This is a genomic window from Cylindrospermopsis raciborskii Cr2010 (assembly GCF_003367075.2).
Taxonomy (GTDB): domain Bacteria; phylum Cyanobacteriota; class Cyanobacteriia; order Cyanobacteriales; family Nostocaceae; genus Raphidiopsis; species Raphidiopsis raciborskii.
This window is the reverse complement of record NZ_CP065936.1, coordinates 2,728,288-2,754,964: the sequence shown is the minus strand read 5'-3', so window position 1 is coordinate 2,754,964 and position 26,677 is coordinate 2,728,288. Positions and strand designations below refer to the sequence as shown.

Genomic DNA, 26,677 nt, shown 5'->3' with positions numbered 1-26,677 from the left:
CCATTATCTTGTGGAACGGTCTAGCAATGTTAACCAGAGTCGGCGATGTCCAGTAGGAGAGCTATAAAAGAGTAAATCTATCAGTAGTTTAACTGCTAAATTAGTCAACAAATCAGTAGAAATTTTATCATCTTCCTCCATTCTTTCCTGGTAAACATTGCAGAAGTTATCTGTATAATCTGCCAGTAAAGCATTTTGATGAAGTTGTTGGTGATTAGCCGCTATTTTTTCTAATAAACCTACAGCGCGCCGAATTAACTCTTGATGTTGTTTAGCAAGATAACAAGTAATTAAAACCAGAGATCTAGCCTCATCCACATCTAGCTTTTTTCTCCCTCCTGGACTTTTGCGTAGGGGGTTAGATTGGCGTAATCGCCATAAAGCTATTCTATCGGGTACTTTTGATTCCAAATCCAGATGGGTAGCTGCGGATAACATCGCATCTGAACCAATACCAGTTAAAGTTTCCAGGGCTAAAAGCACTAAATCCAATTGAGTTTTAATGTTATCCCATTCTACCGAGTTAGGAGTTGGAAACTGACTTAATTCTTGCCATGGGGAATTGGCTTTGACTGACTTATCAGTCGATTGCATAACTTTTGTCATAGGTGATCCGGTAAATAAAAGCTATCAAGCATGACAACAACAAAGATTGATTGGTTTTGGTTGACTCAACTACCCAGTTTAAACAAGAGAATAGGTCTTGGTTTTATGGGAAATGAAAATTTATTGTCTTAATTGTGAGAAGTTTTTAAGTTTTGCCTATTTGATATGGGCGATAGTTACACCAGTACCACCGTCCACCCGGGATGCTGCTTCATAATGACTGACCCTAGGGTGCTGTTGCAAGAACTCATGAACTCCTTGTTTTAGTTTACCAGTTCCATGTCCATGAATAATCCATACTGGTCCTGCTGCTTGGGAAATAACTTGGTCTAAGATATATTCAGCATCCCCTACCCTTTTTCCGCGTAAATCAACAGTATTTTTGGATGTGCGCATCTCTAAATTCTCAGTCGATGTTGATGATGCTGCTATAAGTTCTTGTTTTTGCCCAGAAACTACAGCAAGTGGGACCTTGGTTTTGCTGGGTACTAATGGTTTTTCCCCATCTAGGGATTCCACATCCTCCAGGTTTACCGTCATTTTCATCATTCCAAATCGCACTGTCAATTCCCCATTTCCATCCGCAGCAGATATTACCTGGGCAGTTTGCCCTAATTTAGGTATGCGCACCCTTTCACCAGGTTCGGGGATAAATCCTTGTTTCACTTTTGGGGGAGCTACCGGTTGGTATTTATCCGCAATTTCAGTTAGTAACTTAGTTGCTTTTTGTGCATCTTGAGCTGTGGGTTTACCTTGTTGGAGCTGGCGAATTACCTGGGCAATTTCTCCCTTGGCTTGAGTAATGGCTTTCTGTACCGCTATCTCTTGGGAAGCTCGCAGATCTTTTTCCCTTTCTTCTAACGCTGTGGCTCTCTGGGAAACTTCTTTGTATAATTTCTCCGTCTGCTTGAGTAGTTCCTGGGCCGCTGCAGCTTTTGTTTCCTGACTCCGTCTTTGAGCTTCTAGTCCTGCAATTACTTGATTAACTTCATCCGTTGTTTCTCCTAGTTGGCTTTTAGCATTCTCCACTACCTCTGGTTTTAACCCCAACCGCAAAGCTATGGCCAGCGCATTAGAACGTCCCGGAATCCCCCACAATAATCTGTAGGTGGGGGAAAGGGTGGTTTCATTAAATTCTACTGAGGCATTTTCAAAACGAATATCCTCATATTTTAAGGATTTTAATTCCCCAAAGTGTGTAGTGGCAATGGTTAATTGAGCATGATCTCCAAGATATTTCAACAGTGCGATCGCCAGGGCGCTACCTTCCACTGGATCAGTACCTGCTCCTACTTCGTCCAAAAGAATCAGGGAATGACTGGTTTGGTAGGGTGAGGACTGTCTTTCTTCGCCAATAGCATTTAAAATGCGACTAATGCGACGAATATGACCAGAAAAGGTGGATAAACTTTGTGCCAAGGACTGTTCATCTCCAATATCAGCTAAAACGTGACTAAACCAGGGTATTTCCACCGGTTCACGTGCGGGAATAAATAAACCTACTTTAGCCATTAATGCGGCCAAACCCAAAGTTTTCAAGGTTACAGTTTTACCACCGGTATTTGGTCCAGTAATAGTGACAACTTTAATATGGGGACTAATTAGTAAGTCTACTGGAACCACTGGATGTCCCTGTTCGTGTTTTTGTTGCCAAACTAACAAGGGATGACGTAATTGCCGCAGAGTGATAATTTCGGAAGATGAACCTCCTGGTATGGAAGGGTGAATCAATCTAGGCGGATTACCCTCTATCCAAAGACTATATCTAGCTTTAGCTGCAGCTACATCTATAGTGGTGACAATGGCTAGTAACTTTTCTAGATCCGGTTTTACTTCTGCTACTTTTGTAGTTAATATCCTCAGTATGGCTTCTATTTCTACCTGTTCTCGTTTTAAGGTTTGACGCAATTGGTTGCCCATAGAAACAATACTATTGGGTTCAATATACAAGGTAGCACCACTAGTAGAAGAGTCGTGAACAATTCCAGGAACTGCATCTTTTTGTACTGCTTTCACAGGCAATACATAGCGATCGCCTCTTTGAGTAATAATCAGTTCCTGTAGAGCATTAGACTTAACTTGAATAATATTATGGAGTTTCTGGGTAATTTGACTACGTAATTTACGTAAATCCTCGCGGATTTCAGACAATTTTTGACTAGCGCGGTCTGCAATCTGGGCCCGCTCATCGATACAGTGATGAATTTCCTGCTCTAACTCAGGATAAGTTCGCAATTGGGAGACCAAATTACAGAGAATGGGTAAATCTTCCTGATTATCAATTACTCGACGTAAATTTCTTGCTCCTGCTAAGGTAGTAGCTATAGCCAACAGTTCTTCACTTGATAACAAACCATGAAGTTCAGCTCTTTCTAGGGAATCACCAATATCTTGAATTCCCTCAAAAGATAATCCTGAAATCAGTTGGCTTTCTAACTGATACACCTCCTTGGTTTGGCACAATAACCCTTCACTTTCCTCCAGTGTGGATGGAATTGGTAAGGAGCGAGTAACTATTGTACCTAACTTGGTTGCAGCAAAGCTAGAAAGATGTTGACAAAGCCTAGACCATTCTAATAATTCTAAAGTTTCCGTTGCTATCATGAATTGTCAAGTTTTAACTGAGTTTAAATGTAGACTTAAATAGTTTTATCTTTTATTGAGTTGGGGGGTGATTTGTCAGCCATCTTTTTCTCCACTGAGAAGTAGATTCTAGAGTAGATGTGAGAACTTCCTGTTCTCGTCGTTTCATGATATCAGGAGCTTGGTCTTGAAGTTGAGGGTCACGATAGGGAATGGCCGCACGGGTTTTTAAGTGTTCTATTTCTGCTGCACCCAGGGGATAAGTTTCTGTGATGTACTTGTGCTGATGTGGAGCATAACCAGCAATGGTTCCTGGAGTGCGTCTTCCCACAGGAGTGGTAGAGCCAATTATCAATCCAGCAGACATTAAAGCTGTACGAACAGCAGCAGCACACGAGTAAGTTGCCAGCAATCCACCTGGTTGCAAGCAAAGAGCAACCTTTTTAATAAACTCTACAGTCCATAGTTGGGGACAATGGGGTGGAGAAAAAGGATCTAGAAAAATCACATCTGCTAAAAAACCAGAGGAAAATACCTCCTGAATGGATTTTCTCCCGTCATTTATAACTAGTCTAACACTTAAATTATCATCTTGATAACAGTGTTTAAAGGCAATCTCCCTCAAAATTAGTTTATGCTCTTGATGCCAATCGGCAAAAACATTGTGACAAATTGCGGCTTGGGGAACCAGAGGATCCGACTCTAAACCTATAACCTCTATCCGACAATTGGGATTTTCTCCCCAAATAGATTGTAACGCTACGGCGGTGTTGTAACCTAATCCGTAACAAACATCTAAAATTTTAACATTTCCTGTTTGGGCGAATAGGGGTACTTGAGTGGGAATCACAAACTTGAGAAAACTCTCCTGTTTAGCACCATAAAGACTGTGGAAAGACTCTTGAAACTCTCCAGAGAAAAAAGTGAGGGAACCATCTTTTGTGACCTGGGGTAGAAAATCCATAGTATTTCTCTCAGATTTGCCCAAGTCTGTTCAATGTGCGGGCATTTTCCTCGGGTGTCCCTATGGTGATTCGTAATCCACCAGGTAATAATCTAATTAGAGTACCTTGACTCCTTAATTTCTGACTGATGGTTTTTAACACTCCATCGGGGGAATGATTGTGTTTTAACCGGACATAAATAAAATTAGTATTACTGGGAACTACCTCTAAAATGGGGTGTGTGGATAAATCTCGAATCAATTTATCTCTTTCTGTGAGAGTTTCAACGATAGAACTCAGTAAAAGTTGGCGATTTTGTAGTGCCACCAAAGCACCAGCTAAGGAAAAACTCGGTAAATTATAGGGTAGACGAACCTTTTCTAAAATAGAAATTACTTGGGGATGACCTACACAATAACCTACCCGCATGGCGGCCAGTCGAAAAGCTTTGGAAAATGTCCGTAAAATTACCCAATTAGGATGTTTGATTAATTTTTCTACCAGGGTGTTTTGACTGAATTCAAAATAAGCCTCATCAATAACCACTAATATGTCCGGTGGTAAACCTTGCAACCAATTTAACTCTGATATGGTCAAGCAGTTGGCGGTGGGAGAGTTAGGATGGACAACAAAAACCGCCCGCACGGGGGGATTTGCTCCTTTTAAAGCTGTTTGAGCAGCAGCTAAGTCCATTTCAAAGTGATCATGGTTCCTACCCACACTAACTACGGAAATACCCAAAGTTTGTGCCAGGATAGCGTACATGGAGAAGGTAGGATTGGCAACCAAAATAGAGCCTGCTCCTCCCAAACAGGTGGAAATTAGTAGGGAACGAATTAACTCATCCGAACCATTACCCACAGAAATGTTAACAGCACTGAAAGAATCAGAAGATAGACCAGCGGATTCACTCACATATTGAGCTATTTCCGCTTTTAGTGCTTCGTGCCCCCCATCGGGATAGCGATTAGACTCTATAGTGTGTTGAAAAGTCTCAGCCAGTTTTTTCTTAATTTCCTGTGGCAAATCGTAAGGACTTTCATTAGTATCAAGCCTATCCAGTTCAGTCTTTACTGGTTCTAACGTATCACTGCTGGGATGAGGTTTATAAGATGTGAATTCGGATAAATCCGGGCGAATAAAAGAAAACATATTGTTTGTCTGATAACTAATCCAATCACTCCAACTACCAGGATAAAGTTTAGCAGTGGAAATTCCCGCTATTTCTAAGGATAGCAAATTAACACAAGCGGTGACACCTGAACCACAATAAACAATGATTTCCGGACTATTTGCTATTGCTTGCCATCTTTCTCCTTGTTCTGACACTAAATAGCCCTGGCCATTTGTTACCCCTTGCCAAGGGTAATTTATAGCACCCGGAATATGACCAGCAATTGGATCAATGGGTTCCCTTTCCCCACGATAGCGATCGCCTTCCCTTGCGTCTATTAAAACTGGTTTGTTTTCTGTTAGTGTAGACTGATTAATTTGTTCTACATAATGTTTAACATAATTAAAATCCACAATTTTTGTTGCTTGTGGGTGGGGAGTAAAATTTCCCCTGGTTCCCGGTATGGTAGATGGTATATTAGAGATGGGGTAACCCAAACTTTGCCATCCGGAAAAACCGCCATCTAAAACGGCCACATTTTCGTGGCCTAGGTAACGTAATAGCCACCATAGTCGAGATGCAAATGCCAATCGAGAATCATCATAAGCGACTACCAAAGATTCCCCATGATTAATCCCCATTTGTGCCAGCTTATCAGCCAAAATAGACACATCTGGTAAAGGGTGTCTTCCCCCATGTTGACCAACCGCACCAGACAAATCTTGGTTTAAATCCAAGTAGTAAGCACCTGGTATGTGACCCATCTGGTATTGACTCCTTCCCAGTAGGGGATCCGTCAGGGAAAATCGACAATCCACAACTACTATACACGAGTCATCCTGTGTATTATTATCTGGATTGGTAATATTACCAAATAACCACTGTGGACTAACAAACAATTGCTGACAATATTTTAATTGGTTCATGTTCCCAGGAATCTCAACAACATTGATAATACAATGACATCTCCCTTAAATGCTTGTGAGTTTAAACGCTTGTGATTGGCAAGTTCGTGTGGCCACTTCTAGTGATTTGTCTGGAATTGCCCAAATAATAACCGAAAGCTTTTATTCCCAGAATGGTTTATGGGGATGGGCCTTCCCATTGTTTAAAATTGGCATTTATGAAGATCTCAGATACCGTCTCCAAACATTAATGCCTCACCAGACTTGTTTAGTCGCTATCCATACCAGCCAGTCAGGTAACCATCAGGTTCTTGGCACAGTAGAACTGGGAGTGCGATTTGTCCATAGCTGGACAAACTACAACAGGTTATCGCCTTATGTGTCTAACTTGGCTGTTGATCCAAGATATCGGAGATATGGTTTGGGTTCTAGTTTACTAACTAGTTGTGAACAAGTGTGTAAAAGTTGGGGATTTCAAGACATTTATCTTCATGTTTTGGAAAAAAATCATCAAGCTAGGAAGCTATACTTGAAGATGGGATATGAAATCTATAGGGTGGAGTCCAGTTGGCAGGATTTTTTCTTACCCTCCCGACAGTTTTTTTTGCATAAACGTCTTAAGTAAAATAATATCTCAAGTTAAGCTTACTAACAACTATGACAATTGAACTAACTGAAGAACTGAGTCAAGCAGTAGAGCAACGGCGCAATTTTGCCATTATTTCTCACCCGGATGCTGGTAAAACTACTCTGACAGAAAAACTGTTATTATACGGGGGTGCTATTCATGAAGCTGGGGCGGTTAAAGCTCGAAGAGACCAACGTAAGGTGACTTCTGACTGGATGGCTATGGAACAACAACGGGGTATTTCTATTACCTCTACAGTTTTACAATTTGTCTATCATAGCTGTCAAATTAACTTGCTGGATACCCCTGGACACCAAGATTTTAGTGAGGACACTTATAGAACTTTAGCAGCAGCTGATAATGCGGTAATGTTAATTGATGCTGCGAAGGGTCTAGAACCTCAAACTCGTAAACTGTTTGAAGTATGTAAATTAAGAGGTATTCCCATATTTACCTTTGTCAATAAACTTGACCGTCCCGGGAGAGAACCTCTGGAATTATTGGATGAAATTGAACAGGAATTGGGTTTACAGACATACGCCGTAAATTGGCCCATAGGTATGGGAGATAGATTTAAAGGGGTATTTGACCGTAACCATAACCAGATCCATCTATTTGAACGGAGCGCCCATGGAAGTAAGGAAGCTCGCAGTACAATGGTCAATCTGGGAGATGCTAAAATTCAGGAATTGTTAGATCAGGATCTTTACCACCAACTCAAGGATGAGTTAGAATTGCTGGAAGGTGCTGGCGAAGAACTGGATTTAGATTTAGTCCACCAGGGAAAAATGACTCCCATATTTTTTGGCAGTGCTATGACCAATTTCGGGGTGGAGTTGTTTCTTAAATGCTTTTTAGAATATGCCCTCAAACCTGGAGATCATCACAGCAGCGCAGGTAAAATTGCACCGACTTACCCAGAGTTTACGGGTTTTGTATTTAAACTGCAAGCCAATATGGACCCTAAACATAGAGATAGAGTCGCTTTTGTCCGGGTTTGCACAGGCAAATTTGAAAAAGATATGACAGTCAATCATGCTCGCACAGGTAAAGCAGTTCGTCTATCTCGACCTCAGAAACTTTTTGCCCAGGAAAGAGAATCTATAGATGTCGCTTACCCGGGTGATGTGATTGGGTTAAATAATCCCGGTGTGTTTGCTATTGGGGATACAATTTATACGGGACAAAAGCTAGAATATGAGGGAATTCCCTATTTTTCTCCAGAACTTTTTGCCACCTTAAGAAATCCTAACCCATCAAAATTCAAGCAATTTCAAAAAGGTGTTTCTGAGTTAAGAGAAGAAGGTGCTGTACAAATTATGTATTCAACGGATGAGGCTAAACGAGATCCGATTTTGGCAGCAGTTGGTCAGTTACAATTTGAGGTTGTTCAGTTCCGACTACAAAATGAGTATGGTGTGGAAACGATCCTTGACCTATTGCCATATACCGTAGCTCGATGGGTAGATGGTGGTTGGGATACTTTGAATAAGGTAGGACGTTTATTTAATACTATTACGGTGAAGGATTCTATGGGAAGACCCGTTTTACTATTCCGTAACGAGTGGAACTGTCAACAATTACAAGGAGACCATCCAGAGTTAAAACTCAGCTCAATTGCACCAGTGTTCTCCGCTGGGCAAACTGTCGAATAATCCCCAGCGATCGCTCTTTTACTCTTTCCTACTCCTCCTATGGTTCCATCCCAAAAGTCCTCTCTAGAGAAGGGTTTGTCTGCTCTTAAACAAGGCAGTTACTACGCGGCAATTAGTAGTCTTGTGCCTATTGTGAATAGACCAGATAACCATCATATTAAGTTACAGGCTCAAGTGGGTCTAGTTATGGCTTATGCACACACAGGGGAACTTTCTAAGGCGATCGCTGTGTGTAGGACTTTAGTTGGTAATGATAATGCTCAACCAACTAATTCCCAGGTACAACAATGGGCAAAGGTTGCTATTGAACATTTAATTAAGCGGCAACAAAGACAACAAGCTAAACAGTCTCGTTTAGTTGCTCAGTATAATTTACAGAATGACCGCCATTTAGTAGATTCAAAACAAACCATATCTAATGAAGATTATGAGGACTCTGATCAGGTTGAGCGTACCAATACTAAATCAAATATTGCTAATAGTCCTAACATAGAAACAGCAAGTATTTATTGGCGACAGGCTAAACGGGCTAAAGTGTGGCAACCGTTGCGGAAGTACCACTTTATCCGTTTTGCAATTCCAGGAATGATCACTATGATGGCCTTATTTTTTATTTGGCAATTTGTGATCAGCCTGATATTTATTTCAATGAATGAGGTTTTACATAGATTGCCTTATGTAGATCCATTGCCTTTTTTATATGTAAACCCAACTTTATTGATTTTAACTAGCTTATTATTCCTGTTATTATTTATGATGTCTCCTTGGTTATTGGATGGATTACTGGCAAAATTCTATCACCAACAGCCATTTTCCAAGGAAGCTTTACACCGATACAGTCGAGAGTCTGTAAGGATTATCCAAAGAACCTGTCAACTGAGAAAGTTCCCCCTACCTCAACTAAAAATCCTACCCCTAACAGTACCAATTATATTTACCTATGGAAACCTACCTCAGACTGCCAGAATCGTGGTCAGCCAAGGAATGCTCACACAACTAGCAGAGGATGAAATAGGGACAGTTTATGCCCTCGCCCTAGGGCAAATTGACTCCTGGGGTTTGGGGATTATGTCCTTAGCTGTTTTAATAAGTCTACCATTTTACCTAATTTATCAGCAAACAGCCATCTGGTCAACTAAAAATCAAAATATATTATGGCACTGGATTACCACAGGGTTGGGTAGTGTGAGTTATGGAATCTGGAGTTTGTTTACCGCTACAACCTTCATTAATTCTCGCCTACGTTTCAAAAATAGCGATCGCCAGGCAGTAGAAATGACGGGAAATCCCAATGGACTAATTCGCGCCCTGTTAAAGAATACCATTGGCATAGCCAGAAACATTAAAAATCAACAACAGACAAGCTGGGAACTAGAAAGTTTAAATATAGTTGCTCCTGTAGATTATAAACACAGCCTTTTTTTAGGCAGTACTGCTGGTCAATTCACCTGGGAATCATTATTAATATGGGAAAACAATCAACCATACCGCCAATGGTTTACACTAAATAATAGCCATCCCCTCCTGGGCGATCGCCTGGAAAATCTGTGTCAAATTGCTCACCAGTGGTACTTAGATACAGAACTGTACCCGATGAAACCAAATTCACCCCAGATAACAATGCAGTCATTTTTATTACAAATCGCCCCATTTTTAGGAATCCCTATAGGTTTAGGAATGGGGGTGATACTGTGGTTAACTTGGCAAATAGGTTATGGGTTGGAGCTGTTTCACTTAAAATGGATTTATGATGGGTGGTCTTTTTTGGTAGGATTCTTAATGATTGGATTTAGTATTGGCACAATTGTGAGGTTAAACGCCTTGTTTCCCGGAATTAAACCGGAGAACCTAAACAGTGAAAAACAAATGCTAAAATTCCTAACTAACCCTGTAGTTCTACCAATTAATAGCCTCAACATCCGAATCTCCGGTAGACTTTTGGGTAGGAGGGGTTCTGGTAACTGTGTAGGTCAGGATCTAATTTTGGAATCGGAAATTGGTTTAATCAAATTACACCATGTATGGTTCCCGACCTGGCGAAAACTAATGGGAGAGCAGATTACCCTAACGGGTTGGTTACGACGGGGAGCTACACCCTGGGTTGATGTTCACAGTTTAGAAACCATAAATGGTAAGATTATTTATGGTCACCATCCCATCTGGTCAACAGTAATAGCACTGATTGCTCAGTTCTGGGGTGCTTATATTCTATTAATGGAACCTGTTGTCGGTGGACTTTAAAAACTTTGGAAGCATGTATTCATGTCGTTTGAAACTATAGTTTAACAGATGGGATTAAAAAAATTGGTTTGCGGCGATTTTATTAGTAGCATTTATATAAGAGCCTATGTAAGAGCCAAAAGTCAATACTTTTCTTTTCTCACTTTCATGTAAACCTCGGAGGAAAAATTCATGTCCGTTCGTCTGTATATAGGTAATTTACCCAAAGAAGAAATTGACCGTCAAGAGTTGCAAGCTGTATTTGCTGCTGAGGGTGATGCAGTTACTACCAAACTAATAAAAGACAGAAAAACAGGTAAGTGTCGTGGTTTTGGCTTCTTGACAGTTAACAATGACGACCAAGCAGACCAAATTATCGAAAAATATAATGGTCAAATGTTCAAGGATGCGGCCATTAAACTAGAAAAGGCATTACCTAGAACCAAAGGTGAAGAGGGTGAGGAGCAAACCCCCAAACCAGTTCTACAATCTTCTAGTACACCAGCTCCAGTTCCCAGCACCAACAAACAGAGTCGTCGTGAAAAAAGTTCCAAAAAATCCAAGCGTGGTGGGTCACCTGTGGAAAGTACAACATCAGTTGATACGGATGCAATTCGTCCCGATCCCCGCTGGGCTGAACAGCTAACAAAAATCAAGCAGATGTTAACTGCTACTGCTCCGTAAACCTATCTTTGGGAAGTGGGGTAAGTTAATCAAGTCCATGCAACAACTAATATTTGTATGGGCTATATCTATCTTTTCCATGTAAATTAGGCGGAATATGGAAATGAGCAGAACCAACAAAGTTGACAACTCAACAGTTGCTGTAATATGATTTTACCAGTAGTTCAACTTAGGTTGAGTTACACAACCAAAAAATAAGCGCGTGTACCTATCGGATACAGCTAACGCACAAGCAAAAATATGGAAACCCAAGAAATTAAACAACTGCCTAAGCCCAGAAAAATATCAACCCAACCAACCCCTTCACAACATATCAAAGTACTGGATTGTAATCAACCAGTTAGTAGGGTCATATTTGAATGCTGGCATTGTAGACAAGGGATTTTGAGTGAGGTAGATATCACATCCTCACAGTTCTTAGAAGTTCCCTGTCCCAATTGTGGTAAAACTGCAATTAGACTGATGGCCAGTAAAATCTTATCCACCACAGCTATTCCCTCACCTTGGGGATAATCTCTAACTATTTTGCAACCCCTCGACTTCACTACCCTCACCGCAATCTGTAGTCAACTGAGAACTAACTGGCTACCAGCTCGTACAGAACAGGTCTACCAGCGCGATCGCCACACCATATCTCTGGCCCTGCGGACCATGAAAAAGCGGGACTGGCTAGATATATCATGGCATCCGCAAGCTACTCGTATTTGCATCGGCGAACCGCCGCCACGTATTCCTGATACTTTTACCTTTAGCCACCAGCTTGTACATCAGTTAGGGGGGTTAGCACTAGTAGCTATGGACTTTATCGCCCCTTGGGAAAGGGTAATAGACCTAAAATTTGCCCGTCGTCCAGGGGAATCGCCCCTTTATCATTTGTATGTGGAAATTATGGGTAAGTACAGTAATGTTATTCTTACCGATGCCAAAAATGAAATCATTACTGCTGCTCATCAGGTGAGTCAACAACAATCTAGTGTTCGTCCTATTCAAACTGGTCAACCCTACGAAATTCCGCCCAAACTTACCGGGAATATACCAAATTTAACGGAAACTGAGGCCAGATGGCAAGAAAGGGTAAGTTTAGTCCCAGGAAGTATTAAAAAGCAAATATTGAAAAGTTATAGTGGAGTTAGTGCTGCATTATTGGACTCCCTGTTATTAGTAGCCCACATATCTCCTGAAACTACCACTACCAGTTTAACTAATCAAGACTGGTCTAGACTATTTGCTAAATGGCAAGAGTGGTTACGGAGGCTAGAGGAGGGTAATTTTAAACCGGGGTGGACAAACCAAGGTTATACTGTTATGGGATGGGGTGAAATCCAATCAGTTGAGAACATTCAAGAACTCATTAATCAGTATTATACGCAGCAGCTTAATCAACAAGGATTTTATCAACTGCGCCATCAATTGAACCAGAAACTGCAAAATATTCTTGGTAAATTAAATACTAAAGCCAAAGCGTTTAAGGATAGGTTAGAACAGTCCGAGGATGCGGATAAGTACAAACAGCAAGCTGACTTGTTAATGGCGCACTTGCATCAATGGCAACCAGGTATGACAGAAATTATCCTTCCAGACTTTGAGACAGATCAACCCCAGAGGATTGTCCTGGAAGCGGACAAAAATGCTGTGCAAAATGCCCAACGGTTTTATAAACAACATCAGAAATTGAAACGCGCCCGAAATGCAGTATATCCTTTACTACTGGAAGTAAATAGAGAAATAGAGTATCTAGAGCAAGTAGAAGCTGCTATTAATCAAATAGATAGTTATCAAACAAAAGAAGATTTAGAAGCAATAGAAGAAATTAGAGACGAACTAATAGAACAAAAGTACTTAGAGGAATTAGAATATCGTCGTCCCAGTCAGAGTGAAACAGTCAGCCATAATTTTCACCATTATCGCACCCCCAGTGGGTTAGAAATTTTAATTGGTCGTAATAATCATCAGAATGATTATTTAACATTTAGAGTAGCAGGGGATTATGACCTGTGGTTTCACGCGCAGGAAATACCCGGAAGTCATGTTTTATTGAGATTGCCACCTGGCACAGTTCCTGAAGAAGCGGATTTAAAATATACAGCCAACATAGCAGCCTATTTTAGTCGCGCTCGTCATAGCGAACAGGTTCCCGTAGTGTATACTCGACCCAATAGAGTATATAAACCCAAAGGTGCCAAGCCAGGACTAGTAATTTATAAGCAAGAGAAAATTATATGGGGTAACCCAGGGAAAATTAGTCAGGTAATTAATCACTTGCAGCAGGGAGTATAGAAGTATGTCTATTAGTAGGTTTTTAGACCTAATTAAACTGGGAGAAAATTCCCGGGTAGAGTTTAAATCTGGTGGCTTTCGCAATGAAAGTTTAGCCAAAGAAATTGTGGCATTTGCTAATATGAAGGGTGGGACAATATTCGTGGGGGTGGAAGATAATGGCGAAATTTCAGGAGTAGAAAATTCCCAGGAATTGATGGAGAGAATCATTCAAATTTGCCGCAATAACATTCAACCACCATTAATTCCCGAACTGATATCAATTCCTCATCAGGATAAATATATTGTGGTTATAGAAATTGAAAAGGGTATCTGCAAACCTTATAAGGTAAAATCCCTAAATCGCTATTATATTAGAGCGGGTACGGTGGCCATTGAGCCAACCCAAGAAGAATTGGTCAGATTATTACAAGATGGCGGACAATTTCACTTTGAGATTTCCTCCTTACCCGGAACGGGAATAATAGATCTAGAACCATTAAGACTGGGTTACTATTGTCAAAAAATGAGAGATTTATCAGCAGAAGAGAACAACCCACGTACCTGGTATAACCTACAAATAATCGATGAACAAGAAAGATTGACCATTGGGGGAAGTCTTTTTTTTTCCAGACAAGTAGCCAGAATATTACCACAAGCAGGAATTGAATTAAATGCCTTTAGTGGTAATGATATTACCTCTCCTATAATTGATAGTTTAACCTTAACCGAAACCATTCCTGAAGCTATAGAAGTTAGTGAATCCTTTGTCAGAAGAAATTCTCGTCATCTTCCTATTTTTAACCCAGAAGAAACCCGTCGTCATGACCTACCTGACTATCAACCATTTGTCATTAGAGAACTACTAGTTAATGCTTTTGCCCACCGAGACTGGTCTATTTTCGGTCAACGTATTCGTCTGTCTTTATTTGGCGATCGCCTGGAAATATTTTCCCCTGGTAGTTTACCTAACACCCTGAGCTTAGAGAGAGCTTTAGCTGGAATTTCCTATTATCGCAATCCTCTGATTGCCCAAATGCTCAAAGATTATGGTCTGATGGATAGATTGGGGAGAGGACTATTTAAAATCATCAAATTTTATCGTTCTCAAAACCTTCTTCTACCTAACTTTGAGAGTACCAACGCATTTTTTAAAACAACTATCTATAAAAAAGAGCATATAGATGCCACATCAAACTCTTATACGAGCGATGAGGACTGAGCAATTTCTTGCCGTTTTCCAAAATCTGTACCGACTGTTACAATTCTTCTGTTACAATTCTTGATGACAGAAAGTCGGGAAAATACGTCTTTGACTACGTCGAACGGTTCAGTTTAACCATTGCTCATTGTATATTAGACGCGTGCAATTTGGTTTGACTCTACTAAGAAGAAAAAACGAACAACATTCTTGAGACCAGCTGTGGGAAGCTGGTCTTTTTGTTGTGCTAATATTTTGTGTTATGGTAGAACCTGTTATTGCGACTGGAGTTTATATGGCCATTAACCAAGAGGAAACAGATGTAATTGATTTACAGATATATTGGCTAATACTTAAACGGCGCTGGCTAGTAATATTACTTGTTATAGCTTCAGTGTTGGGGGCTGCCATTTCCTACACTTATTCCCAGAAACCAGTTTACCAAGCCAAGGGAAAACTGCTGTTTGAGAAAAAAGATGGAGTTTCTTCCCTAACAAGTTTAGCCACAAGTGTGGGAGAACTAGGAGGACTTGGAAATAATAGTAACCCTATAGACACAGAAGCGGAAGTGATTCGTTCCCATCCTCTGATTACAAAGACTATTAATCAACTAGGGATAAAAAATACCAAAGGTGAACCCATAGAAATTGACCGGTTTCTGAAACAACTGAAACTGCAAACAATTCGGGGTACGGACGTAATGGAGCTTTCTTATAATAGTACAAACCCCCAGGAAGCAGCGGATACAGTCAACACCCTAATGAAATATTACCTAGATAATAATATTCTCATCAATCGTTCAGAAGCAACAGCAGCAAGGAAATTCTTATCTCAGGAATTACCAAGGATAGAAAAACAAGTTATTAAAGCAGAACTGGAATTACGTCGGTTTAAAGAAATTAATAGAGTAGTAGCCCTAGATGCGGAAGCTAAAGTAGGTATAGAAACCCTGGGTAAGATAGATGAGGTAATTACCCAAGCCCAAGGTCAATTGGCAGCAGCTTCTACTAGATCATTAGCACTACAAAATGAGTTACAACTGAGTACCCAGCAAGCAGTCGCTCTCAGTAACATCAGTCAAATTCCAGGAGTGCAGCAGGTGCTGACAGAATATCAGAAGACCCAGCAGGAGTTGGCTATAGCTGAAACAACCTATACCAGTGACAACCCCAAGGTGGTCAATTTGCAGCTCAAGGAACAGGCCCTGAAAAAGCAATTGCAAGAGAGAGTATCCCAAACCATAGGTAATGCGGAAGTTTTACAACAGAGTAACTTGCAAATAGGAGAGTTAAAACAAGGACTAACTCAAGATTTGGTGAGATCGGAAGTAGAAAGACTAGCACTAGCTAATCAGGTTAAAGCTTTACAGAGTGTATTTATCATTAACAGAAGACGTTTAGACAGCTTACCTCGATTGGAGCAGCAACAACTGCAACTGCAAAGACAATTACAGGTAGCACAAGGCACTTATCAACAATTATTAAAACAATTACAAGAAGTTCAGGTACTGGAGAATCAAAATGTTGGTAATGCCAGGGTCATATCCAGCGCGTTAGTTCCTGAAATACCAATCTCCCCCAGAACAGCACTCAATATTGGTATTGGGGCGCTTGTAGGTCTGGTTTTGGGTGTGGGAACAGCACTACTATTAGAAACCTTGGATAAATCCGTCAAGAATATTGAGGAGTTAAATCGAATACTAGATTTACCCATGTTGGGAACCATTCCCCAGTACGAGAACACTAAAAGACAGAAAAATCAAGAGCAGGAAGAAAATCAAAGAGAGTTACCGATTCTTGATAATCCCTATTCACCTGTTAGCACATCCATTGAAATGTTGCAAACTAATCTGGGCTTTGCTACGGATAAAGAATTGCGGGTCATTTTACTCACCAGTTCCTCTCCTGGTGAAGGTAAGTCCTTTGTATCAGCCAATTTAGCCCTAGCAGCATCCCATCTAGGCAAAAGAGTCTTGATAGTAGATGGGGATCTACGTCGTCCCCGTCAACATAAAGTGTGGGGACTGCCCAACTTTGTGGGACTTAGTAACGTGCTAGTTGCCCAAACACAACTGGAAAATTGCTTACAGGATGTATCCTCGGTGCATGTTTTAACAGCTGGTAAGGTTCCGCCCAATCCAGTTAAGCTATTAGATTCCCAATCCATGGCCAGTTTAATCGCAGCAGCTCGCCAGGACTACGACTTTGTGATTATTGACACACCACCCCTAACTGCTGTAGCTGATGCACTGATTGTGGGCAAGTTGGTAGATGGGGTGTTGTTAGTTGTCCGCCCTGGTCAGGTAGAATCTTCAGCTGTGAAAGCATCCAATTCGTTACTGGCCCAGTCCAAAGTGCCAGTTTTAGGTATGGTGGTCAATGGTGTCAGTGAAGATAGCGGATATGGAGGATATTATTATTATAGAGGTTATTATGGTGATTTAAAAGACAAACGGGAGGGTGACTCACTGGCTATAAAAAGATAATGGTCATTTGATCAAACCACACTAAGACTATATGCTGTACCATCAAGACTTTTACACATGGGCATTACAACAAGCTCAATTACTACGGGAGAAAAAATTTCAGCAGGTTGACTGGGATCATATTATTGAGGAAATTGAAGATTTGGGAAGGAGTGAATATAGAGCCCTTGTATCAGCTATAGAGCAGTTATCATTGCATCTGCTCAAATGGCAGTTTCAACCCAATCACCGTTCCCCTAGCTGGAAAATGTCCATTGATAAACAGCGTATTCAGTTAGAGCGTTTATTGGAGGATAATCCTGGGTTAAGACAGCAGCTGGATGAAATGATTGCAAAAGGTTATAAATATGGGCGCAAAGGAGCAATTAAACAGACAAATCTTCCCGAGGAGCTATTTCCCTCCGCTTGTCCTTACACTTGGGAATCCTTAATGGATGACAAATTCCCGTTCGTTCTAGAAGAGGAAAATAACGGAATTAACTAGTTACTCATGCTATCAGTGAGGTGGAACCTATGATTGAGGTGGAAAAAACTACTGGAAGTTTGTATAATGCTGATTACCATTTATGGGTATTGGAAACTGTTAAACAGTTACAAGATAGAAATCTCTCTTCCCTAGACTGGGATAATTTAATTGAGGAAGTGTTCGATCTGAGTAGAAGACAAAAGAGGAAAGTGCAAAATCTCTTAAAACGGCTTATTGAGCATTTGCTCAAGCTCAAATATTGGCAAACGGAAGTGGAAAGAAATGCTAACCACTGGAAATCAGAAATTCTCAATTTTCGCCAGCAAATCAGACAAGAGTTGGAAGATAGTCCTAGTTTAAGGTCATATTTAGAACAGATACTTGATCAATCCTATGCAGATGCTAGAAAAATTGTCCTCACCCAAGCTAGTCTTTCCACGGAAACAATCCCCCTTGCTCCCCTAGGGAACCTAGGAGAGTTCTTGGATGAAACCTGGTGTTTGCCATAATGAGATATAATAGCTGGGACAGTTTGAAAAGCAGGACAAGTAATGAACTTTCCAGAAATTAATATCGCCGGTGAGGGAAAACTTCACGCCAACCTAAATACTTCTCTGGGTAAGATTGTGGTGAGACTAGAAGAAGAGCGTGCCCCCAACACCGTTAAAAACTTTGTTGGTCTAGCAACCGGAGCAATTGACTGGAAAGACCCACAAACTGGCAAATCTATGCAAGGAACCTCCGCTTATAGCGGTGTCAGGTTTCACCGTGTGATTCCTGGTTTTATGATTCAATGTGGAGACCCTCTCACCCTTTACCCCGATTTGGCTCGTCGTTGGGGCACCGGTGGTCCCGGATACAAGTTCCCTGATGAATTTCATCCCGATCTAAAGCATGATGCACCGGGTATTTTATCCATGGCTAATGCAGGACCTGGAACTAATGGTTCTCAGTGGTTTATTACGGAAGGACCAACTCCCCATTTAGATCGAAGACACAGTGTTTTTGGTTATGTGGTTGATGGTATGGATGTGGTCAATAAGATCGCTAATGTTTCTACCACGCGCGATCGCCCTAACCAAGATGTGACCCTGGATAGTGTAGAAATTTTCCGTCAGTAATTGTTCCCTCCTGGAGACCCCCCACTCTCTTAGGTGGGGGAGGGGTAAGGTCTAAGCAACATAGCTATAACTATCCTTAGATAGGTAATGTGGACTTAGGCTGTTTCAATCCCCTGCTCTCTTAGGTGGGTACTTCTATTGATTGGATAGGTAGTCCAACTCCATTCTTTGTTCCATTTGTCTGAGAAAGTAACCGGTCATCATGGCCGATGCTAAAAGTCCAGCCAAATTATCCCTATCCGTAGTAATTTGGATATTAAAATGATCTGGTGGTAGCATTCCTACCAAACCTTGGACATTTTGGGAGATAATCTGTTTGATTTCCGGCGTGACGGACTGGGCAACACGGGCTAGAACGTCAGGAGATTGATGCTGTAAATATTTTAATAGTTGGTTTGGATTTTCCCCAAATTGACCGTTCAGAACCTGATTACCATGTTCCTCAGAGTTGTCATTCAAAAAGTCAGGATCAAACACCATTGGCAATTCTTCTTACCTTAGTTGCTAATCCTACTCTAGCTCATAGTGGAAGAAAAAGGGTAGCCCGGGTGAGAAACCTTTTATATTTCTCTCTCCTTGATTTTCTGCTGCGGTAGCTCGTCTATCTGAAAATATTGATGAAATTTTGATGTTACCTGTAGGGAGTAAGACCGGGAATTGGGATCCTTCTTTTTGCGAATAAATCCTAACTCTACCAGTTCAGCAACATGGGGATATGCACTGGATCCTCGTAAATTAATTAAGTCGGTTTGCAAAATAGGACTATTTAAGGCGATCGCTGCTAATGTTCGTAAGGACCCGACTCCCAACTCTACCGGTATTAGGGTTTGTACTAAATCTTGAAAGTCTGCTCTTAGTTGTAAACCATAACTACCTTCTGTTTCTACAATTTCTAGGGCACTTTCCCTACGGGCATAATTGTCCATTAGTTCTATTATTCCCTCTTCAATTGTGTGGCGATCGCATCCTACATATTCAGCAATTTCACTCAAAGACAAGGATTGACCCTTTAAGTATAAAACTGCCTCTATTTTCAGAGATATAGGTATATTTTCTTGGGACATGTTGGGAGATTTGCTGTTGATATGGAGGGCAATCATCTGAGACTGAGGATCAATTCAGCGATCGCTAAATCTTGGGGAGTTGTCACTTTTAGGTTGGTTTCTTCTCCTGGGACTATGCGTACTTGGATGCCACACTTTTCAAATAGGGCTGCATCATCGGTTACTTCCCACCCTTGACGTACCCCTTCTGCATGACATTGTTTTAACAACTGCACATTGAAACCCTGGGGGGTTTGAGCTGCCCAAAGCTTTTCCCGTTTTGGCGTGGACTCAATTATACCACTTTCACCCACCACCTTGATTGTATCTTTTACTGGTACTGCAGCAATCAGTCCTGGGCAATTGAGAATGGCGATCGCACAGGCATTAAATAATTCTGGTGTTGCTAAACAGCGTGCTCCATCGTGAATCAACACTTCCTTAGCCTCTGATGGCAATGCTTGTAATCCATTGTAAACAGATTCTTGTCTAGTAGTACCGCCCGGAATAAACTCCACAGGTTTAGTCATAGCCAAACCAGCCACAATAGCTTTAAAATCGTGCCATTCTGAGGGTTGAGAAATAATCCCGATCCAACGGATCTGGCTGGCAGCTTCTGCGGCCAATAAGGTCCAAGCGATAATAGACTGAGAGTGAACCTTCAATAGCAATTTGTTGCAATTAGCACCCATTCTTTTGCCGCTACCGGCGGCTGGAATTAATAAATACACTGTTTTCCTCGATTTTACGACCACTAAGACTTGAGAAAAGGAATTTTCTGATCCCGATTTTCGATAAAATAGGAACGATAAGCCTCAATAAATATATTATTTATGCGAGTAGTAGCCCTTGTACCTGGTTCCATTGCCGATCAGATTCTTTTCTTTCCTACTTTAGATTCTCTACAGCGTTCTTATCCAAATGCCTGGATAGATGTGATTGTGGAACCTAGATCAAAGGTTGCTTACCAGGTGAACAAGTGTGTTCACGAGGTATTTCTCTTTGATTACAAAGACCGTAATAGTTTAGCAGATTGGAGCAACCTGTTGGGAACAATCCGCGACCGTGAGTATGACGTAGCTATTACTGCGGGAGAAAGTTGGTTTGTTGGTTTGTTTCTTTGGTTGAGTGGTATTCCTACCCGTATTGGCTTCCAGGGTAGTGGGTCCAATTTTCTTACCCATGTCATTTCTCCCAACACTTCCCAATACATACCTCATATCTACCATGATCTATTACAGCCTTTAGGCATTAACACAGCTTGTCCACCCCTAGCCATCAACTTGCTCAAACCAGATGTGGAGTGGGCTAAACAGCAACAAAAACGATTAGGTATTGGTGAAACAGGCTACATTTTGATTTATGGTGGTTATGGTGATTTATCTTCTGATCCCGACAATATCTACCCTATAGATAGTTGGCGGCAAATTATTGGAGAATGTGAGCAAAAACAGGCAGATTTGCCCATCTTAGTGGTTAAGGAACAGGGTGATGACTATTTTGTCCCTTCTTTATTAGAATCTTTCCCTGACATTAAGGCTATTCCCGTTCCCGACATTGGTAAATTGGCTGCTATTATTGGTGGTGCCAGTTTAATGATTACTGTTAATGGTTCTCCTTTACAATTAGCCATAGCTATACAAACCTATACTATTGCCTTACTAAGCTCTGCGGATTCAACTAAGTTAATGCCCGTTAATTACAAGTTCTTAGCTATTAAATCCCCCACAGGTAAAACAGCTGATATTCCACCAGCAAGTGTTTTAAAAACAATTTGGGGGGGTTAGGTAGTTAAGAGGGAAGGGGACAAAATTTTTGCTATTTGCTATTATAGTCGTAGTTAATAGCTAAATCCTCTTAACTATCAATCATTTCAAAAAAACCATCTTCTAATTCATAACCTAACATTTGCGCTAGAGATTTTAAACGGAACCTGGCAGGTATCTGATTCTGCTTTAACCAGTTACTCAAAATAAAAATTTTGTGCATCAAGAAAATTTCTAGAGATTCAGGGTTATATTGTATACCTTCTTTCTTGTGAAATTCGTGAGGTACTAACATGGCTGTATAACGTCCTAGCTCGCCAGATTTCCAGTCTAGCAAAAATGGTAGCCATGGATATTGGGCATCTAATCGCACAAACCATAGTCGGATCTCTGGAATTTCTGAGATTTCTCTGGGATCGTCATCTTGTCTTGGGTAGTCAATATCAAAGCGCAGTTGCTGCTCCTGGGATATGATTGACTCTTTTTGGAGAATTGATTCAATTACTTTTAGTGCGGGTGATAAATCTAAGTTATTGATAGAATCCCGACCTACCTGAATGCTGATTGTCATTGACCTGTTGGCTTATTGATCTGTACTTCTACATCAACGGTAGCAGTTTTCATTTCCTAATGCCAGCAATTTGCCGATTCCCAGTGGGGGGGGGAAATCAAATGGAGCGAAGCCAGTTCCAGCTAAAGCCATATTCATACATTTAAAACTAAAAATATGCAGAAACCTGTTATTTCTACACTGGGGATTCATTCCCTGGAAGATGCTTTAGAACGATGTCAACTTTTAGGCCTGCGAATTAGCCGTCAGCGTCGCTTTATATTAGAGTTACTTTGGGAATCTAAGGAACATCTCTCAGCTAGGGAGATTTATGATCGTCTGAATAGAAAAGGTAAGGAAATAGGTCATACGTCTGTTTATCAAAATTTGGAATTGCTCTCCAGTCAAGGGATTATTGAGTGTATTGAACATAGTCATGGCAGATTATATGGCAGTGTTACCCAAGCTCATAGTCATGTTAGCTGTATTGACAATCATGAAGTTATTGATGTACACGTGGAATTACCTTTGGACTTAATTCGCCAAGTTGAATTACAAACAGGCGTGAGAATAAAAAGTTATACCATTAACTTTTTTGGTATGCGTGATCCTAAACATGGTGATAGTATTGATAGTGTTGATTACTTACATTCCTTTGAGTGAGTTAGAGACGAATATTGACCGAACTGGGAAAAAATTCTGTTTTTACTTGACCTGACATGAGCGATCGCCTTTTGACTTTCTCACATCTGGGTGCGTTATTAATCGACTCAGATCCTATTTTTCGTCTGGGTTTAAGAATTGCTTTGGAAGCTTCATCTTCTATTAAAGTAGTAGGTGACGTTTCTAATGATAGTGCCGCGTTACAGTTATTAGGTGACACTGCTTCTAGTCAGGAACAGACTGATGAAAACGAAAATAGTCAAGAACCAAAAAAAGACCACAGAGAAATTAACCTAATAGTTTTAGAATTGGGTAGGAACTCTCAAGAAGCAGAGTTAGGGTTACAATTTTGTGAACAACTGAAAGCTCTATATCCCCATATACCAGTTCTATTGCTTACAGCTGTGTCCAATTCAGAAACTCTTTTGACAGCAAAAAATCTAGGTGTGAATGGCTATTGTCCCAAAGGTATATCAATTTCCCTATTAGTGGGGATTATGGAGGAAATTGCCAAGGGTGGTTATTATTGGTGGGAGAAAAATCCTAGTAAATCTCTAGATTCACCCTTGACCCGCTGGACACATAAAATCCACTCATCGGGAATTAGTTATATCACCCGAGATTTGACCAAGATTACGCTAAGACTAAGGATTCCTGGAATCCCATTATTGGAGCGAGTCATTTTAGCTGGACATAGGAGAGAACTGTTAGCTGCGGGTTGGTTAGTACATCAGTTATTTGGTTCATCGGAACCACAACCTGTTCCCAGGAATCGGGGTGAATCTGAGTCAGTACCAATAGCTAGCTCACCATTACAAACTAAAAAAGCTCTACAGTCAATAATATTTACGTCTTGCCTTGACAAGCTGCATTCTCATTTATCCAATATAGGGGAAGTGCCATTAGAAATTGATATCTTACGGGAAGAGAAAAAAAAGGAACTGCTTTATCTGATATTACAAAAATTATCTCAACGCCTAGATAAACTCCGAGATTGCCAATTTGAGATTTCCCAACTATCCAATTTAAAAAAGGAAATACTTTATGATTTATGGGAGGGAGTAGTGAGAGAGTTTTATGGTCAAATCCCCCAGGTAAATGTGGGTAAGAGTACCATAGAAACAGTGGGATTTTTATTAGATAATGCTAGGGGAGTAGAAACTGAAATCTTAGATAAAATTCCCCTGGTTGAAGAATTATTATCCTATCTAATTTGGCAAACGGACTTATATGTGGATAATAGGTTGTATTCTCCAGGTTCAGAGTCAGCCAATTATCAAATATTAATGATTTTAGAAAATCTATTGATTCAAATTGCCAATGGTGTATTGCAACCCCTAATTAACCTTTTAGCCGATGTGGAAACTGTCAAACAACATTTTTATGACCGTCATTTTATCTCCACACGAGAAATTGAAAGATTTAGAAACAACCTATCTTGGAAGTACTGGTTAACTCGCCATTTTGGTGAACCCCAGGCAATTTTTGAAAGTCGTTATGAACTGTTTGTCATTGCACCTCGTGGTATTGCTAAAACTTCTATTTATTCCCCCCGTAACCAGCAACTAGCTAACCTTTCTGGTATTCCCCTAGTAGTAACACTAGCACTGGAGTTTAGAGATGCGATCGCACCTCGGTTACAGTCTCTATTATCTTTTGTGGGTAATGTTATAGTGTTTGTTTTAACAAAAATAGTTGGTAGAGGTTTAGGATTAATTGCTCGTGGTGTGCTTCAGGGTCTTGGTAGTGTAAACTTAGGGGATAAACCCGGAAAATAATCATGACTGAAAACTAAAAAAACCAGTTTTTTAAAAGTATGGATAAGCAAAACCTCCTAGGATTATTAATCTCCTATGGCTATGCTATGAGCCTATTAATTATTAGTGAATTTCTGCATAGAGTATTTAAAATTAAACAAAGTATCACCCGCAAAATCGTTCACATATCTGCCGGTATGTGGGTATTTGGAATTTTGATTTTATTCAACAGTTGGCAAATAGGAATTATTCCCTTTGCTAGTTTTATAATGGTTAATTACCTATTGTATAAATATCCTCTGATTCATTCCCTAGATAGAAAAAATAGCTCCCCTGGTACAGTATATTTTGCCATTTCCATTACCATACTTTTTGCCCTATTCTGGAGACCCAATGAACCCACAGACCAGGTTACAATTGCACTAGCAGGGGTCATGTCTATGACCTGGGGAGATGCACTAGCAGCATTGATTGGGGAAAAATTTGGTCAGCACAAGTACCAGGTAGGAACCTCCGTTCGCTCCTGGGAAGGATCAGCTGTGATGTTTTTTGTCACCACAATGGTGATATTTCTGATATTACTACTAATTCCCGGTTCTTTATTTAGTCCATTAGCAACCCCCATAGATGGGTGGAGGGCAATGCTTGCTGCTGTGACCAGTGCCACTTTTGCTACCTTGCTAGAGGGGATTTCTCCCCGTGGCACGGATAACTTAAGCGTGCCCTTAATAACAGCTATAGTTGTATGGTTAATTATTGGTCGCTGAGATTCATATTTGAAACCAATCAACTATTTTCCTAGAGTTAGTTCTTCCTTTTTTCCTAAAATACCTTGAGGTCGCCAAATCATTAAGCTCATAAGAATGAAACCGATGAACATAATCCGAAAAGCACCAATACGCTCCGCATCTAAAGGAACTATTTTGGGTAAAAATTCCCTGGTTAGAGCATCATAGGCAAAATAAATTACCGCTCCCAAAATTGTCCCCAGATTATTGCCAGACCCTCCTAAAATTACCATAATCCAAGCATCAAAGGTCAGTTGTGGTTGAAAGTTATCGGGATAAATAGCACTCAGTTGCCAAGCAAAAAAAGCACCAGCAATTCCAGCGATCGCACCACCTAAGATTAAAGATTGTAATTTGTAGGAAAAAACATTTTTACCCAGAGCTTTAGGTACTTCTTCATCTTCTCGAATTGCTTTAAGAACACGTCCCCAAGGAGATTGGACTAAAAATTCTAACCGCCAAAATACAAAAGCTAGAACTAATAAGACCAGTAACATTAACCCTGCTTTGGGATTATAGTTGTAAAGTCCTAGCACACCAGCAATATAAATCGCTAATGACAACAAACCCAAAATTATGGCTACCACCAAATGGGAAGTAAATTCTGCTCTATGGTTATTCTTGCGAGTATTTTTTACCCAGCGCCACAGAGAAAATAAAGTAATACTTGTAAGTAAAGTAAGCACCCCAATCATCAGTAATCGGAACAATAAATTAGGTGTTGTTGCTAGGGGAATCACATAACTTTGAATACCAAAAGCTCCAGATATCCAGCGATCGCCCACTGGTAAATCTTGATTGTTAAAAACTAACCGAATCAGCTCGCCAGTACCAATAGTGACAATGCCCAAATAATCTTCTCTCAGACGTAAAGTAGCAAAACCAATGACCAGACCCAACAAAGCAGCCACAATTGCTCCAGCAACAGCAGATAAAAATAGAGGAATACCCTTGAGACTTAAAATAACAGTGGTATAGGCACCTAAAGTCATAAAAGCAATGTGACCGAAACTAATCAGACCAGTAAAACCCCACTGCAAATTAAGTCCCAATGCAAACAAAGAAAAAGTAGCGGTAGAAATAGCCAAGAAGATCAGGTATTCACTCATAACCAGGGATTTTTAAAAAGGGATAAGGGTGGGCGATCTTCACATAAGATAAGCCATAAATGTGATATAATAAGAACATTTAACAAAACTTAACCATATTTAACCAAAGTCATAACTCCTGATTACAAACTGT

General features: G+C 40.5%; 24 protein-coding genes and 1 pseudogene. 15 read left to right on the top strand and 10 right to left on the bottom strand.

What is annotated here, in order from left to right:
- Nucleotides 1-3 precede the first annotated feature (3 nt).
- From C6N34_RS12560 to C6N34_RS12540, 5 genes and pseudogenes are all read right to left on the bottom strand, one after another.
- Nucleotides 4-606 (bottom strand): DUF3038 domain-containing protein, encoded by a 603-nt coding sequence (locus C6N34_RS12560; protein WP_369806395.1) that lies wholly within the window; start codon nucleotides 604-606, stop codon nucleotides 4-6.
- A 156-nt stretch (nucleotides 607-762) separates the two neighbouring features.
- Nucleotides 763-3,210 (bottom strand): endonuclease MutS2, encoded by a 2,448-nt coding sequence (locus C6N34_RS12555; RefSeq protein ID WP_141303297.1) that lies wholly within the window; start codon nucleotides 3,208-3,210, stop codon nucleotides 763-765.
- Between the two features lie 52 nt (nucleotides 3,211-3,262).
- A complete protein-coding gene (locus C6N34_RS12550) occupies nucleotides 3,263-4,153 on the bottom strand; it encodes a tRNA (5-methylaminomethyl-2-thiouridine)(34)-methyltransferase MnmD (RefSeq protein ID WP_115538669.1) in 891 nt (296 codons plus the stop codon).
- A gap of 10 nt (nucleotides 4,154-4,163) precedes the next feature.
- On the bottom strand, nucleotides 4,164-5,285 hold the full coding sequence (locus tag C6N34_RS12545) for a histidinol-phosphate transaminase (protein WP_236107524.1): 1,122 nt from the start codon (nucleotides 5,283-5,285) through the stop codon (nucleotides 4,164-4,166).
- A 78-nt stretch (nucleotides 5,286-5,363) separates the two neighbouring features.
- Nucleotides 5,364-6,173 (bottom strand): annotated as a pseudogene (locus C6N34_RS12540) (sulfurtransferase); the annotation flags it as partial.
- Between the two features lie 49 nt (nucleotides 6,174-6,222).
- Here C6N34_RS12540 and C6N34_RS12535 point away from each other — a divergent pair.
- The 11 genes from C6N34_RS12535 (at nucleotide 6,223) to C6N34_RS12485 (ending at nucleotide 18,868) form a co-directional block, all read left to right on the top strand.
- The gene (locus tag C6N34_RS12535; protein ID WP_057178118.1) at nucleotides 6,223-6,777 is read left to right on the top strand and encodes a GNAT family N-acetyltransferase; all 555 of its coding nucleotides are present in this window, start codon (nucleotides 6,223-6,225) and stop codon (nucleotides 6,775-6,777) included.
- Nucleotides 6,778-6,809: 32 nt separating this feature from the next.
- Nucleotides 6,810-8,435: a peptide chain release factor 3 gene (gene prfC / locus C6N34_RS12530; RefSeq protein ID WP_057178119.1), complete on the top strand. Its 1,626-nt coding sequence runs from the start codon at nucleotides 6,810-6,812 to the stop codon at nucleotides 8,433-8,435.
- A 39-nt stretch (nucleotides 8,436-8,474) separates the two neighbouring features.
- Nucleotides 8,475-10,676, top strand: a complete 2,202-nt coding sequence (locus tag C6N34_RS12525) for a M48 family metalloprotease (RefSeq protein ID WP_236107043.1) — start codon at nucleotides 8,475-8,477, stop codon at nucleotides 10,674-10,676.
- Nucleotides 10,677-10,847: 171 nt separating this feature from the next.
- Complete coding sequence (locus C6N34_RS12520) at nucleotides 10,848-11,339, top strand: RNA recognition motif domain-containing protein (RefSeq protein WP_006277102.1); 492 nt, start codon at nucleotides 10,848-10,850, stop codon at nucleotides 11,337-11,339.
- Nucleotides 11,340-11,579: 240 nt separating this feature from the next.
- Nucleotides 11,580-11,852, top strand: coding sequence for a hypothetical protein (locus C6N34_RS12515; protein ID WP_057178121.1), 273 nt, complete (start codon nucleotides 11,580-11,582; stop codon nucleotides 11,850-11,852).
- A 12-nt stretch (nucleotides 11,853-11,864) separates the two neighbouring features.
- Nucleotides 11,865-13,616, top strand: a complete 1,752-nt coding sequence (locus C6N34_RS12510; RefSeq protein ID WP_057178122.1) for an Rqc2 family fibronectin-binding protein — start codon at nucleotides 11,865-11,867, stop codon at nucleotides 13,614-13,616.
- Between the two features lie 4 nt (nucleotides 13,617-13,620).
- Entirely contained in the window at nucleotides 13,621-14,817 is a 1,197-nt protein-coding gene (locus C6N34_RS12505; RefSeq protein ID WP_115538666.1) for an RNA-binding domain-containing protein, read from the top strand.
- Between the two features lie 241 nt (nucleotides 14,818-15,058).
- On the top strand, nucleotides 15,059-17,281 hold the full coding sequence (locus C6N34_RS12500; protein ID WP_236107041.1) for a GumC family protein: 2,223 nt from the start codon (nucleotides 15,059-15,061) through the stop codon (nucleotides 17,279-17,281).
- 31 nt (nucleotides 17,282-17,312) lie between these two features.
- Nucleotides 17,313-17,765, top strand: coding sequence for a DUF29 domain-containing protein (locus C6N34_RS12495; RefSeq protein WP_006277110.1), 453 nt, complete (start codon nucleotides 17,313-17,315; stop codon nucleotides 17,763-17,765).
- A 29-nt stretch (nucleotides 17,766-17,794) separates the two neighbouring features.
- Nucleotides 17,795-18,256 carry a DUF29 domain-containing protein gene (locus C6N34_RS12490; protein ID WP_115538664.1) on the top strand — a complete coding sequence of 154 codons (462 nt, stop codon included), beginning with the start codon at nucleotides 17,795-17,797 and terminating at the stop codon, nucleotides 18,254-18,256.
- 42 nt (nucleotides 18,257-18,298) lie between these two features.
- Nucleotides 18,299-18,868 (top strand): peptidylprolyl isomerase, encoded by a 570-nt coding sequence (locus C6N34_RS12485; RefSeq protein WP_006277112.1) that lies wholly within the window; start codon nucleotides 18,299-18,301, stop codon nucleotides 18,866-18,868.
- Nucleotides 18,869-19,003: 135 nt separating this feature from the next.
- Here the strand turns inward: C6N34_RS12485 and C6N34_RS12480 are convergent, their stop codons facing one another.
- The 3 genes from C6N34_RS12480 to ispD all read right to left on the bottom strand — a co-directional run bounded on the left by C6N34_RS12480 (nucleotide 19,004) and on the right by ispD (nucleotide 20,642).
- The gene (locus tag C6N34_RS12480) at nucleotides 19,004-19,348 is read right to left on the bottom strand and encodes a DUF760 domain-containing protein (protein ID WP_006277113.1); all 345 of its coding nucleotides are present in this window, start codon (nucleotides 19,346-19,348) and stop codon (nucleotides 19,004-19,006) included.
- Between the two features lie 80 nt (nucleotides 19,349-19,428).
- On the bottom strand, nucleotides 19,429-19,932 hold the full coding sequence (scpB, locus tag C6N34_RS12475; protein ID WP_006277115.1) for an SMC-Scp complex subunit ScpB: 504 nt from the start codon (nucleotides 19,930-19,932) through the stop codon (nucleotides 19,429-19,431).
- A gap of 32 nt (nucleotides 19,933-19,964) precedes the next feature.
- Nucleotides 19,965-20,642, bottom strand: a complete 678-nt coding sequence (ispD, locus tag C6N34_RS12470) for a 2-C-methyl-D-erythritol 4-phosphate cytidylyltransferase (RefSeq protein WP_057178125.1) — start codon at nucleotides 20,640-20,642, stop codon at nucleotides 19,965-19,967.
- Nucleotides 20,643-20,744: 102 nt separating this feature from the next.
- Here ispD and C6N34_RS12465 point away from each other — a divergent pair, with 102 nt between their 5' ends.
- The gene (locus tag C6N34_RS12465) at nucleotides 20,745-21,698 is read left to right on the top strand and encodes a glycosyltransferase family 9 protein (protein WP_057178126.1); all 954 of its coding nucleotides are present in this window, start codon (nucleotides 20,745-20,747) and stop codon (nucleotides 21,696-21,698) included.
- Between the two features lie 70 nt (nucleotides 21,699-21,768).
- On the opposite strand, the gene C6N34_RS12460 is transcribed toward C6N34_RS12465, so the two are convergent.
- Complete coding sequence (locus C6N34_RS12460; RefSeq protein ID WP_057178127.1) at nucleotides 21,769-22,248, bottom strand: CRR6 family NdhI maturation factor; 480 nt, start codon at nucleotides 22,246-22,248, stop codon at nucleotides 21,769-21,771.
- A 156-nt stretch (nucleotides 22,249-22,404) separates the two neighbouring features.
- Here C6N34_RS12460 and C6N34_RS12455 point away from each other — a divergent pair, with 156 nt between their 5' ends.
- From C6N34_RS12455 to C6N34_RS12445, 3 genes are read left to right on the top strand one after another with little or no spacing between them, the layout of a single operon-like run.
- Nucleotides 22,405-22,890, top strand: a complete 486-nt coding sequence (locus C6N34_RS12455) for a Fur family transcriptional regulator (RefSeq protein WP_057178128.1) — start codon at nucleotides 22,405-22,407, stop codon at nucleotides 22,888-22,890.
- Nucleotides 22,891-22,946: 56 nt separating this feature from the next.
- Nucleotides 22,947-24,668, top strand: coding sequence for a DUF3685 domain-containing protein (locus C6N34_RS12450; protein ID WP_115538663.1), 1,722 nt, complete (start codon nucleotides 22,947-22,949; stop codon nucleotides 24,666-24,668).
- Nucleotides 24,669-24,706: 38 nt separating this feature from the next.
- Nucleotides 24,707-25,414: a diacylglycerol/polyprenol kinase family protein gene (locus C6N34_RS12445; protein WP_115538662.1), complete on the top strand. Its 708-nt coding sequence runs from the start codon at nucleotides 24,707-24,709 to the stop codon at nucleotides 25,412-25,414.
- A gap of 23 nt (nucleotides 25,415-25,437) precedes the next feature.
- Here the strand turns inward: C6N34_RS12445 and C6N34_RS12440 are convergent, their stop codons facing one another.
- Entirely contained in the window at nucleotides 25,438-26,544 is a 1,107-nt protein-coding gene (locus C6N34_RS12440; RefSeq protein WP_115538661.1) for a branched-chain amino acid ABC transporter permease, read from the bottom strand.
- Nucleotides 26,545-26,677 lie beyond the last annotated feature (133 nt).